Source organism: Flavobacterium cryoconiti, from assembly GCF_048158645.1.
Taxonomy (GTDB): domain Bacteria; phylum Bacteroidota; class Bacteroidia; order Flavobacteriales; family Flavobacteriaceae; genus Flavobacterium; species Flavobacterium cryoconiti.
Genome location: NZ_JBLNKW010000001.1, coordinates 492,392 through 505,708, shown reverse-complemented (window position 1 = coordinate 505,708; position 13,317 = coordinate 492,392). Strand labels below are relative to the sequence as shown.

At 34.0% G+C, this 13,317-nt stretch carries 10 protein-coding genes; 3 read left to right on the top strand and 7 right to left on the bottom strand.

Annotated elements, in window-relative coordinates:
- The first annotated feature begins 11 nt into the window (after positions 1 to 11).
- Positions 12 to 554: a GNAT family N-acetyltransferase gene (locus ACM55H_RS02130; protein ID WP_416834937.1), complete on the top strand. Its 543-nt coding sequence runs from the start codon at positions 12 to 14 to the stop codon at positions 552 to 554.
- 51 nt (positions 555 to 605) lie between these two features.
- On the opposite strand, the gene ACM55H_RS02125 is transcribed toward ACM55H_RS02130, so the two are convergent.
- The 7 genes from ACM55H_RS02125 to ACM55H_RS02095 all read right to left on the bottom strand — a co-directional run bounded on the left by ACM55H_RS02125 (position 606) and on the right by ACM55H_RS02095 (position 11,885).
- Complete coding sequence (locus ACM55H_RS02125) at positions 606 to 887, bottom strand: FoF1 ATP synthase subunit delta/epsilon (protein ID WP_416834936.1); 282 nt, start codon at positions 885 to 887, stop codon at positions 606 to 608.
- 69 nt (positions 888 to 956) lie between these two features.
- The gene (atpD, locus tag ACM55H_RS02120; protein WP_035668832.1) at positions 957 to 2,468 is read right to left on the bottom strand and encodes a F0F1 ATP synthase subunit beta; all 1,512 of its coding nucleotides are present in this window, start codon (positions 2,466 to 2,468) and stop codon (positions 957 to 959) included.
- 258 nt (positions 2,469 to 2,726) lie between these two features.
- The gene (locus ACM55H_RS02115; protein ID WP_416834935.1) at positions 2,727 to 4,289 is read right to left on the bottom strand and encodes a G-D-S-L family lipolytic protein; all 1,563 of its coding nucleotides are present in this window, start codon (positions 4,287 to 4,289) and stop codon (positions 2,727 to 2,729) included.
- Positions 4,290 to 4,321: 32 nt separating this feature from the next.
- Complete coding sequence (locus ACM55H_RS02110; RefSeq protein ID WP_416834934.1) at positions 4,322 to 7,156, bottom strand: TonB-dependent receptor domain-containing protein; 2,835 nt, start codon at positions 7,154 to 7,156, stop codon at positions 4,322 to 4,324.
- A 362-nt stretch (positions 7,157 to 7,518) separates the two neighbouring features.
- Positions 7,519 to 9,366 carry a glutamine--fructose-6-phosphate transaminase (isomerizing) gene (glmS, locus tag ACM55H_RS02105; RefSeq protein WP_416834933.1) on the bottom strand — a complete coding sequence of 616 codons (1,848 nt, stop codon included), beginning with the start codon at positions 9,364 to 9,366 and terminating at the stop codon, positions 7,519 to 7,521.
- Between the two features lie 8 nt (positions 9,367 to 9,374).
- A complete protein-coding gene (locus ACM55H_RS02100; protein WP_416834932.1) occupies positions 9,375 to 11,057 on the bottom strand; it encodes a DUF4270 domain-containing protein in 1,683 nt (560 codons plus the stop codon).
- A gap of 21 nt (positions 11,058 to 11,078) precedes the next feature.
- On the bottom strand, positions 11,079 to 11,885 hold the full coding sequence (locus tag ACM55H_RS02095) for a glycogen/starch synthase (RefSeq protein WP_416834931.1): 807 nt from the start codon (positions 11,883 to 11,885) through the stop codon (positions 11,079 to 11,081).
- 78 nt (positions 11,886 to 11,963) lie between these two features.
- Between ACM55H_RS02095 and panC the strand changes: the two genes are divergently transcribed.
- Together panC and panD are read left to right on the top strand one after the other, a co-directional pair.
- Positions 11,964 to 12,842 (top strand): pantoate--beta-alanine ligase, encoded by an 879-nt coding sequence (gene panC, locus ACM55H_RS02090; RefSeq protein ID WP_416834930.1) that lies wholly within the window; start codon positions 11,964 to 11,966, stop codon positions 12,840 to 12,842.
- A 14-nt stretch (positions 12,843 to 12,856) separates the two neighbouring features.
- On the top strand, positions 12,857 to 13,207 hold the full coding sequence (gene panD, locus ACM55H_RS02085) for an aspartate 1-decarboxylase (protein ID WP_416834929.1): 351 nt from the start codon (positions 12,857 to 12,859) through the stop codon (positions 13,205 to 13,207).
- Positions 13,208 to 13,317: the final 110 nt, after the last annotated feature.

Below are 13,317 nucleotides of genomic sequence, written 5' to 3'. Positions count from 1 at the left end.
AATAGAATTGGATGAAATCTATAATTTATAAAAGAGCGTCAAGCATAGACGAACTAGAACAAATTAGAACACTACAATTACAAAATAGTTCTAAAAACATAACTTCTGAAGAAAAACTTCAAGAAGGATTTGTTACCGTACAACACACCGTTGCCTTATTAGAACAAATGAATTTAGTCTGCGCACATATTATTGCAAAAGACAATGATATTGTAGTAGGTTTTGCATTAGTAATGCTATCTGGCTTTAGAAACGAAATTGAGGTTCTTATACCCATGTTTGAAAGAATTGACGGATTAGTTCCCAAGGATAAAACATTCGTTGTAATGGGCCAAATTTGCGTAGATAAAAACTATAGAAAACAAGGAATATTTCGAGGCCTTTATCATTTTTACAGAGAGGAACTGCAACATGAATTTGATTATTTAATCACCGAAGTTGCCGCTATAAATCTTCGCTCTATGCAAGCACACGAAGCCGTTGGTTTCAAAACAATCAATAATTATGAAGAAGATGGTACAGTTTGGAATATAATTGCTTGGGATTGGACATAAAAAAAGCCTAACGATTAAGTTAGGCTTTAATTTTTTATAATCGAAATTACTTTAGTCCGCTAAAATAATAACTTTATTATCTTTCATTTCAATTGTTCCTGAAGTGATTGCTAGCGTATAATTTTGATCATCTAGCTTTATGAATTTACTGGCTACTTCTTTTGCGAAAGCAAAATTAGAAGCTGTAATTTTCACAACACCTTTTCCTAAAATAGAAACGATTGGTGCGTGGTTATTCAAAATTTGAAAGCTTCCATCAACTCCTGGCAATGTAACCGAAGTCACTTCTGCTGAAAATAATTTTGCTTCTGGTGATACTATTTCTAAAATCATAGTTTTTAGTTTACAGTCTCAGTTTACGGTCACAGTACTGAATACTGCGACTGAACACTGAATCCTAATTTATGCTTCAGCCAACATTTTTTCTCCAGCTTCGATAGCTTCTTCGATGGTACCTTTAAGGTTAAAAGCTGATTCTGGTAAGTGATCTAATTCACCATCAATAATCATATTAAATCCTTTGATAGTATCTTTAATATCAACTAAAACTCCTTTTAATCCTGTAAATTGCTCAGCAACGTGGAAAGGTTGAGATAAGAAACGTTGAACACGACGCGCTCTTGAAACGGCCAATTTATCATCTTCTGATAATTCTTCCATACCAAGGATCGCAATGATATCTTGTAATTGTTTGTATTTTTGTAAAATTTCTTTTACTCTTTGAGCACAGTCATAATGCTCATCACCTAAAATTTGTGGTGTAAGGATTCTTGAAGTTGAATCCAATGGATCCACAGCAGGATAAATTCCTAACTCAGCAATTTTACGAGACAATACAGTAGTAGCATCAAGGTGAGCAAAAGTTGTAGCCGGAGCCGGGTCAGTTAAATCATCCGCAGGAACGTAAACCGCTTGTACAGATGTAATAGAACCTTTGTTTGTTGATGTAATACGCTCTTGCATCGCACCCATTTCAGTAGCCAATGTTGGTTGGTACCCTACCGCAGATGGCATACGACCTAAAAGTGCCGAAACCTCAGAACCTGCTTGTGTAAAACGGAAAATATTATCCACGAAGAACAATACATCTTTACCTTGATCAGTTCCTGCACCATCACGGAAATATTCAGCGATAGATAATCCAGAAAGTGCTACACGAGCACGAGCTCCGGGTGGCTCATTCATTTGACCGAAAACGAAAGTAGCTTTAGACTCTCTCATTCCTGGCATATCAACTTTAGATAAATCCCATCCTCCATTTTCCATAGAGTGCATGAATTCATCACCGTATTTTATAATTCCTGACTCTAACATCTCACGAAGTAAGTCATTTCCTTCACGTGTTCTTTCTCCTACTCCTGCGAATACTGAAAGTCCACCGTGACCTTTTGCGATATTGTTAATCAACTCCTGAATCAATACTGTTTTACCAACTCCAGCACCACCGAACAATCCAATTTTCCCCCCTTTTGAGTAAGGCTCAATTAAATCAATTACTTTAATACCTGTGAATAAAACTTCAGAAGAAGTAGATAAATCTTCGAATTTTGGTGCTTGACGGTGAATTGACATTCCGTTTTCACCTGTTTTTGGCAAGTTTCCTAAACCATCAATGGCATCTCCAATTACGTTGAATAGACGACCGTAAACATCGGCACCGATTGGCATTTGGATAGGATTTCCTGTTCCAACTACTTCATAACCTCTACTCAAACCATCTGTTGAGTCCATCGAAATGGTACGAACTGTGTTTTCACCAATGTGAGATTGTACTTCAAGTACTAATAATGTACCATCTTTTTTTGTGATTTCTAACGAATCATAAATTTTTGGAAGTTCAACATCCTTACCGTTGAAAACAACGTCAACTACTGGGCCAATGATTTGGGCAACTTTTCCTATTACTTTAGACATTACTTATGTATTTATTAAATAGCTATTTAGGTTTATGAAATAATACCAACCGAAACTTATCGATTAGACACTTTTTTCAGTGCGCAAAGATAATTTTTTAAAATATAAAATCAATATTTTTTTTTATAAAAAACAGCATAATTTTATCGCTTTGTTTTTAATGTCGTTTTAAAACATACAAAAACCTATTATTTGGATGAAAACAAAAAACCACCACATGATAAAACGGGTGGTTTTTTAGGCTTGTCCAAATTATGATTATGGAATTATGGCTGGATATAATATTGGATAATGACTCAAATCAACAGGCTTTAATGTTGAAGAATATTTAGCATTAATGGCAGCCGTAAAAGCATTTGCAATTAACGCATAACCTCTTGGTCCTGGATGAACACCGTCAAGCGAAAACGCTCCACCAGTTACATAAGTAGAAGTAAGCGTAAAACTATTACTAACAATTCCTCCACTTGACAATTGAGTCATAATCACTTTCGTATCAACAAAAGCCAATCCTTTAGCATCAGCAATTGCTTTTATGGTAACATTATAAGCATCTGTAGCAACTTTAACATCCGCAATTTCAGTTGGTATCAATACATGCTTGTCTTGAAGCGGATATGTAATTCCAAATTTATTTAATGGCGATGGTGGCGCCATTCCAATACCAGAATCAAGAGCTGTAGGAGCTGCACCTATTGCAGATTGAGTAGGCAAAAGCACTAAATCTGTAGCAGTAGCTTGTCTGGCTTGTCCAAAAACATTTCCATAAAAAGCTGCAGTAGCCGCTCCCAAACTCGGAGTAAAAGCCGCAGTTAACTGAGCAGACAAATTTGTCAAAGACTCATCTTTAATCAACATTGGATTAGCCGCTGTTGTAGAAAGAAGGTTAATCCTGGCTCCTGCTCCAAATGCTGTTAAAGCTTGTTTTAACGGTCCGTACAACTGATTATTTAAAGCAGTTATAGTAGCCTGACCAACAGCTACATCACCTCCACCAAGAACTTTAGCCGTCAATGGATTGTAAGGAACAGTCGTAAAATAAGGAAGTGTACTTACATAAGGAAGATTTGCAACCACTCCTTTTGCTCCATTTGCAGTTAAATTAGTAACCAAACTTGAATAAACACTTGCAAAAACATTAGGATCAGTTATATCATTTCCACCATAAGTCGCTGGATTTAAATTCCCTGTTTGATTTACACCAATTCCACCAGAAGTTGCATAACCTAAAACATCATTACCCCCAATCCACAATGAAAAGAAAGTAGGTGTTTGAACTAAAGCATCTGCTAAAACGGTTGTCCCTGATGAAGTTGCAAATCGTGCAAAATAAGGATTTGATTTACCTGTCGGAACTCCAGCAACATTTCCATATCCTGGCGCTACCAAATGATAACTTTTAGCCCCGGGAACTCCTAAATTATTAAATGGTCCAGTAATCTTAGTACTCACTTCAGTCGTAGGTGTTCCACTAACCGGTACAGGTCCCGTACCGTTAAAATATAAACGAACTCCAGCAATTACATTTCCTCCCAACAACAATCCTCCAAAATTATCTGATGTAAAAGGTGTTTTGAAGTCTCCTCCGCCTGCAGTAGCAAATTGCTGAGCCACTATATTTACATAAGAACCTTCCTGCCCTTTTTTGAAAAGCGCACCGTCACTATATCCTGCGGCAAAAGAATCCCCTAATGCTACATATTTTGTAAAGCTAGCCGTTCCTGAAGTCACTGGCTCTTCAACAACAGTTGTATTATCATCATTATTACATGCTACAAAGCTTAAAGAAACCAATAGTAGCCATTTGAAATTTTTTATCATGGTTGTATTTTTTTTTTAAATTAAAGCCTTAATTATGGGTTGATTGTCCAAGAAGCAAAAAACTGCTGTCCAATTAATCCCGCACCTAACACTTGAGTATATTCTTTTCCACCAATGTTTGAAGCTCCTAACTTAAGAGTTGATTTTAGTTTTGGCATATTATAATTTACTTGAGCATCAATTACTGTAGCTGAAGCGATCATACCATCTACCATTGTAGATTGCCACAAATACTCACTATTCCATCTTCCGCTAACGTTAAATCCGAAATTATCAAATAACTTTTCGTTTCCAAATGATGCTTTTACTCTATGTTTTGGTGTATTAAAACCAGCTTCAAAACTTGGATCTTTCTCTTGATCAAAATTAAATTCAGCATAATTATAGTTCACACCAACTTCGAAATTTCTATATACTTTTTTAGAAAGCCCAATACCAAAACCAAGAGATTTGATTTCTATATTAGTATTCGTATATAATTGATAGGCTCTGTAATTACCATTTTGAAGCGCATGCAATGATTGTGTTCCAGGATCCGTTGGACCCGCTAAAGGACTTGGAGAATCCTGTGCTGTACCATAAAATGGAGCTACAACATTTAAGTTTCCAATAAAGTCATTGTAAATATTATAATACCCATTGATATCAATTGATACATCTTTAATGAATGAACGATATCCTAACTCAAATGCTTTAACCTGCTCTGGTTTTACATAATTTACATTTGTTTTTCTCAACAAAGCTGACCCAGCAACAGGATTACTAGCTGCCAAGGCACTAAACGCGCCTACTGAAGATGCTGTGTAGGAATTATTATAAGCATTCAATCCCGTCATAACAACAGTTGATCCGCCAGCAAAAGCTTGACCTACAGCAGTCGAAACCGGTAAAGTTTCACTATATCTTGTTAAGTTGTCAGGAGCTGAACCTAGTAATATTGCACTTCCCACATTGAAACCAATGTATTGATCTTGTGTTGATGGATTTCTAAAACCGGTTTGAAAAGAAGCTCTAAAGTTGTGTTTCTTACTTTCTCCTGCAGAATATACTAGAGATACTCTAGGTGAAAAACTACCATCGAAATTTTTTGATTTATCATAACGAAGAGATCCTGTAAATTTCAATCTATCCTCTACAAATCTTTTTGTTAACTGCGTATAAGCACCATATTCATTGTAATTAATAGGCCCGTTTGCATCTGTATAAATTCTACCATGAGAATTTAATTCATATAATCTAAAAGATCCACCTACTTGAATTTCGGCAAATTTTATAACATCCTTAAAATTATAATTAGCATCCGAATGGTATATTTTTGAATTATCAACCAATTTTGAACCTGAAAGCACACTTGGATCAGCAATTACCTGATTAAAAGCATTTTTAAACTCTGCCGTACCTGGTAAAAATCTACCTGTATCAGCAGTAGCTCTTGCTGCAATATGTGCATTTTCAGGAGTCATCCCTGCTAATGTAGACTGAATATAAGCTCCCGCATACTGTCCAAACCAAGTTTTATCATCTTTCCATTTTCTATTTATGTTGATTCCAGTAAAAAGCATATCATAAGAATCTCCACCATCTTCAGTTGTAGTATACCCTCTTACAAAAAAGTTTTTCCCTTTAAATTCTAATTTATGTTGTTGCATAAAAAAGTTATTTAAATAATATCTATTAGCACCTTGATATACTGCATTTCCAAAACCAAATTTACTTTGCCAAATGATTTCTAAATTTTCATTTCCAAAAGGTCTGTAATGAAGAGAGAAATCAATTTTAGTATTACTTGCTTTGTTATCTGTTAAATTAACCTCGTTATACCCCGTTCTACTTACATTATAGTTAGGCAGTAAGTTTACAGCCCCTTGAGGAATCAATCCTAAAGAAGCTAATGATTGTCCAACTCCTTTTAAATTTGTAGTAACTTCATCACCATATACATTTATACCGTCATAATTTACATTGCTTCTATCTATACCAGGATGAGTCTTGTCATCATAATTTGTTGCATGCCAATCTGTACCTCTCATATAAGTAAAGTTAACTTTACCTGCTAATTTTGAACTAAACGCATGCGCCATTCTAACTCCATAATCAATAAAGTCATTTGACCCTGCTGCATCTTGACTGGTTTGTCCATATTTTGCGTAAGCAGTAATTCCCTGACTGGTAAATGGACTTTTACTATTCATAAACAAAATACCATTAAAAGCATTTGCCCCATACAAAGCAGAAGATGCACCCGGCAATAACTCAACACTTTGAACATCTATTTCTGAAACACCAATCAAATTCCCTAATACAAAATTCAATAAAGGCGAAGAATTGTCCATTCCGTCAACCAATTGCATAAAACGGGTATTCGCCACAGTGGCAAAACCACGCGTGTTTATTGACTTAAAAGACAAACTACTGGTGTTCATCTGAACTTCTTTTAAGTTTTCTAAACCATCATAAAAAGTTGGTGATGCCGTTTTTTTAATATCAGCAATACTCATTCTTTCAATTGTAACCGGAGATTCTAATACTCTTTCTGGGGTTCTAGAAGCAGAAACAACAATCTCATTCAGTTTTGTTTCTTCATCGGCAAGTTTAACTGTAACTTTTTGATTATTTGAAGAAACATTAACTCTTTGAGAACCATAACCTACGCTTGTAATAGTAAGCACATAAGGTGGCTTTTTTGATGAATTTAAAGTAAATTTTCCATCGATGTCGGTAATGCTACCAGCGGTTTCTCCAACAATTTTGATGTTGGCTCCAGGAATAGGTTGATTGTTACTGTCTGTAACAATACCTGAAATTGTGTTTTGAGCAAAAGTTAGGCTACAAAAAAACAATGACAAAAAAAGTAAATACACTCTCATTGGGTTATAATTTGTTGGTTTATGAAGCCAAAATACAAATATTTTTGATATTAATAAAAAAGAGCCTTTAAAATTTCATAATTATCAGTGATTTTGACCCATTTATACTTATTCTTTATTTTTTGTTTTTTATTTTTTGTTAAAAATTAAGTAAAAATATTAAAATAACACTATGCATGCATATAATAAATGCATTAATCTTAATAATTTTATTAATTTTTAGCTATTTAATAAAAATGATTTCAAGAAGAAAAAAAATCATTTTTCAAGATATTTTTTCTTCTTGGCCAAAAAAACAAGCATAAAAAAACCTCGAAAGAAAAATCTTTCGAGGTTATATCTTAAAGCTTAATAATATCTTATTATTCTACAGTAACTGATTTTGCTAAATTACGAGGTTGATCTACATTACAACCCCTCATCACAGCAATATGATATGACAAAAGCTGTAAAGGAATTGTTGTTATTAACGGTGACAATGCATCCGAAGTTTCTGGAATTTCGATTACATAATCAGCCAATTCACGAACTTGAGTATCGCCTTTGGTTACTACTGCAATAATTTTTCCGCTTCTGGATTTAATCTCCTGGATATTACTGACAATCTTATCGTAATGACCTTGCTTTGGTGCAATAACAACAACTGGCATATGCTCATCAATAAGTGCTATTGGACCATGTTTCATTTCAGCAGCCGGATACCCTTCCGCATGAATGTATGATATCTCCTTAAGTTTCAATGCCCCTTCAAGAGCTACCGGGAAATTATATCCTCTTCCTAAATACAAACAGTTAGGAGCATCTTTAAATGTAGCAGCAATTTCTTTTGCTCTTTCATTTGTTTCTAAAGCCTCTTTTACTTTTTCAGGTATGATTTCTAATTCTTGCAAATACCTATGGAAATCTGTATTAGACATTGTTCCTTTGGCTTTGGCCAAACGCAACGCTATCATTGTCAATACTGTAATTTGAGTAGTAAATGCTTTTGTAGAAGCAACACCTATTTCAGGTCCTGCATGAGTATAGGCTCCTGCATGAGTTTCTCTTGAAATAGAAGAACCTACGACATTACAAACTCCAAATACAAAAGCTCCATTTTCTTTAGCCAATTTTATTGCTGCCATAGTATCAGCAGTTTCTCCTGATTGAGAAATTGCAATAACAACATCTTTACTGCTTATTATCGGATTTCTATATCTAAATTCAGAAGCATATTCTACTTCAACCGGAATTCGGGCAAACTCTTCAAATATATATTCAGCTACTAAACCGGCATGCCAAGAAGTACCACAAGCCACAATTATTATTCGGTCAGCATTTAGGAATTTTTCTAAATTATCCTCAACACCAGACATTTGAATAATTCCTTCATTTGCATGAAGTCTACCACGATACGTATCTTTAATTACGCTTGGTTGTTCGTAAATCTCTTTCAACATAAAGTGATCGTAACCTCCTTTTTCTATTTGCTCCAAATTCATTTGAAGTTCTTGAATATAAGGATCAACTAAAGAATCATCTTTAATTTTTCTTACTTTCATTGGTTTATGTAACCTGATGTTGGCCATCTCACCATCCTCTAAATAAATGGCATTTGAAGTATATTCAATAAATGGAGAAGCATCAGAAGCGATAAAATATTCCCCTTCACCTACACCAATTGCTAACGGACTTCCTAAACGTGCCGCAACAATTTCATTTGGATTTTTTTTATCAAAAACGGCAATTGCATAAGCACCAACCACTTGGTTTAAAGCAACCTGAACAGCCTTACCAATTTTTAATTTTTCTTTTTTCTGAACTTCTTCTATAAGATTTACAAGAACTTCAGTATCTGTATCAGAATGAAAAACGTATCCTCTTTTTATTAACTCCTTTTTCAATGGAGCATAATTTTCAATAATTCCATTGTGAATTATAGCCAAATCACCTGAATTAGAAAGATGTGGATGCGAATTTACATCGTTTGGAACACCATGTGTAGCCCAACGCGTATGTCCCATTCCTATAGTTCCATTAATAGAAATTTCTTTTACAGCTCTTTCTTCTAAATCTACAACTTTACCTTTAGTTTTAGAAATTTTTAAGTTCTCGCCATCATATAACATGACACCAGCACTATCATACCCTCTATATTCTAATCGTTTTAACCCTTTTATAACAATAGGGTAAGCTTCTCTGTAACCGATATATCCAACAATTCCACACATAGCTTTACTTAATTAGGTTTTGTATAAAAAATTTCAAGTTTTAATCTTTTGTCATAATTAGGATCTCCAAAAGGAATGTTATTTCCAAATAAAATCGTCCCTAATGGATTCATTACACTTGCTTTTGGAGCTTGAGTAATGAATGCGTTTGGAGTTCTCACTTTATAAGAAGCAACAGTACTTATATCCTCTGTAACCACTAGCCCTAATTTAACATTAGTTGAATCGACATTTTTAATAAGATTACGAATCTGATTTGTAATCCTGATTTTATAGGTCAATCCTCTTTTAGAAGTTGCATCTGTATTTATATTGCCATCAAAAACCGTTTTTGATTTTTTAGCATCAACACTTGTTGAAGCGTCATTGTAATAATCAACAACAGGCCTATGATTTGTAAAATCATACAAATAAATCCTTCTTGGTTCATAGTTATTAGCCATTGTGCTTGCATCAATATGGAAAACAAGATTCGCTTCATTGACTAACCACTTTTTACCATCAGCCGGATATCTTAAATCATCTAATTCATCTGAAACTCCATTAGGGCCAGTTAGCTTTCCGTTAACATCATATCCTTTCAAATCTTTTTTATCAAATAAATCAATGATAGCCAAAGAACCTTCACCGCCTTTTAAATATAGTTTTCCATCTCCAGCAGTTGTATTTCCAGTATTTGGCAACGCATTATAAGCAATACCCGACGCTCCAAAGCTATTATTCAATAAACTTACAGAATTTCCGGTCATATTAAGAACGATACTTTTTTTAACTCTTGTCACTGTTACAGCACCACCTGTTGCTGTAGTAGATAAATCTTCATTATAATTAATGGTAATTTTTCCAGCTTTGAAATTCAACATCGCTAAATTTCCTTCACTGCTTCCAGATTTTTCCATTTTAAAATAAAGCCCTCTAAAATATTCTTTGAAAACATCATTTGAGGCCAACTTACCAGCAATTGCACCGTCAATAATCTTTGTTTTAAAATAGCCTTTATTCAAATTCAATTGCATTCCCGGAGGAGTTCGTGTTACAGTCTCCACCTTAGTGATAGAATCCGTTGTTTTAACAACATGTTCGGCTGGATCAAAGAAAAAACTATCGTTCTGAGCTAAATCAGCAGCATCATTCAAACGACTGGAAACTTTAGCATTCTCGAAATCAGTATTTTGGTTGGTATAATATTTTTGAGCTAGTTGAAATCCACCTGTAGGATCAGTATCCCTCATATAATATCCAGATTCGTGAATACTTAATTTCATTGGTGCCTTATCAGCACCATAAATTGAATCTAATGTATAAACATGACTACCATCTGTATTTGTAACTGTTTTCGAAGCATTGTAATAATAAGGAATCGTCAAAACTACACTTGTAACAAAAGGTCTTGTACTTACAGTTGTAGTACTTATAACGGATGCCAAAGTCAATTGTGTGTTAAAATTGGCAGTCGTTTCTCCAAAGTTAGGGTTTTTATATATTCCTAATGGATTAATAGCAAGATTATCAGATTGAATAGGTCCAATTTTTTGGTTATAAGCCAACACATTTGATGTATATGTGCTAAGATCAAAATGGTTATCCCCAATTAAATCTCCACCAATCGAATTATAATCTTTATCACAGGAATACAAAAGAATGATACTTGATAAAACCAGTATTTTCTTGAAAAAAGAAATATTGTACATATTAAATAATAAAAGTTTAATTTAAAGAACCTCGTTTTTATAGAAATTAGTATACGCTTCCGCGAATTTATCTTTCGGGACGAAAGGTAAAAAAGGTTTACCCGAAGATTCTATAAATTTTGTTAAACTTGAAGACAGGTTTTCTGAAGCAATAATTACCGCATCAGAATGCATTACAGTTGCTTTTATAATATTTTCATAATCCGGAACTGCTAAATCAGCTATTGCCTCATCAGGAATACCGTCAAATTTAACCTTATTTATCATCTCTACATCTAAAGTCCCTTCAAAAGACTGACTGTAAACTGAGGTTACAATCTTTGTTTCTGAAAATAAAGCTTCGTTTTTATAAAAATGTTTCATGTAAATAGGCAACATTGCTGCCATCCATCCATGAACATGGATAATATCAGGAACCCAATTTAATTTTTTCACGGTTTCCACCACTCCTTTTGCAAAGAAAATAGCGCGTTCATCATTGTCTGGGTACATAACCCCTTCTTCATCGGCAAAAGTGGCTTTCCTTTTGAAATATTCATCATTATCAATAAAGTAAACTTGAATCCTCTCTTTAGGAATTGAAGCTACTTTTATAATCAATGGCATATCTAAGTCATTCACTACCAAATTCATCCCCGAAAGTCTAATTACTTCGTGTAATTGGTGTCTTCTCTCATTAATATTTCCATATCTAGGCATGAAAATTCTTATTTGTCCTCCCTGATCATTAATCATTTTCGGCACGTCATAAGACATTAAAGAAACCTCATTTTCAGCGAGATAAGGCACCACTTCAGATGATACATATAATATCCTCTTATCTTTCATATTGTAATTTACTTAGTTTATTGGTAATAAAAACCACGCAAAATTACAAAATTTTATGCAGTTATTAACTAAAATATTATGTTTGCATTTAATTTTAATAATACCACCATGCATATTTTCTATGGAAAAGCAGCTTTGAGAGACTATTTGAAATCTATCAAAACTTCAAATTCCACCATTGGATTTGTTCCAACTATGGGCGCTTTACATCAAGGTCATTTGGCTTTAATGCAAAAATCGCTACTGGAAAATGAAAATACTGTAGTGAGTATTTTTGTAAATCCTACCCAATTTAACAATCCGGAAGATTTAGCAAAATACCCAAGAACTTTAGAAGAAGATGTGAAAAAACTTACTGCTTTGAGTCCAAAAATCATTTTGTATGCCCCAACTGTTGATGATATTTATGATGGTCAACCAGTATCACAATCCTTTGACTTTGATGGATTAGAAAATCAAATGGAAGGAGAATTCAGACCCGGACATTTTAATGGTGTTGGCACTATTGTAAAACGTCTTTTTGAAATTGTAGAACCTACAAACGCCTATTTTGGAGAAAAAGATTTTCAGCAATTGCAAATCGTCAAAAAAATGGTTGCTAAAGCCAACTTGAAAGTAAATGTAATTGGTTGTCCAATTTACAGGGAATCCAACCATCTTGCTATGAGTTCCAGAAACGAACGTTTATCCACACATGAAAGAGAAGAGGCAGCAATAATCTATAAAATACTAACTACTGCGAAAGAAAAATTTCAAACAGAAAGCCCTGAATCGGTAACGGAATGGGTTAAAAAAGCTTTCGAAAACAACAGTCTTTTCTCATTAGAATATTTTGTAATTGCTGATGAGGAAACACTATTGCCCAGCGTATTAAAAGAACCTAATAAGAAATACCGCGCTTTTATCGCCGTTTTTGTCAACAATATTCGTTTGATTGATACCATTTCATTAAATTAATTTACTTTTGTAGCATGCAAATTCAAGTCGTAAAATCAAAAATACACCGAGTAAAAGTAACTGGAGCCGATTTAAATTATATCGGAAGTATTACTATTGACGAAGCTTTACTAGAGGCTTCTAATATTATTGAAGGTGAAAAAGTATCCATTGTCAACATCAACAATGGAGAGCGCTTTGATACTTATGCTATCAAAGGCGAAAAAAATTCAGGTATCATTACCCTAAATGGTCCGGCTGCTCGAAAAGTACAAAAAGACGATATCATCATTATCATTTCATATGCCACTTTAGAATTTGAAGAAGCCAAAACCTTCAAGCCGTGGATTATTTTTCCAAATGAAAATGACAATTCATTGACGTAGATTTTTTAGAATAAGAACAAATTATTTGCTTTTTTGAAGTGTAGTGTTTTTTGCTATTTCTATTTTAATAAAAGTAGTATATTGCTACTCCATTTAGAATAAATTTAATT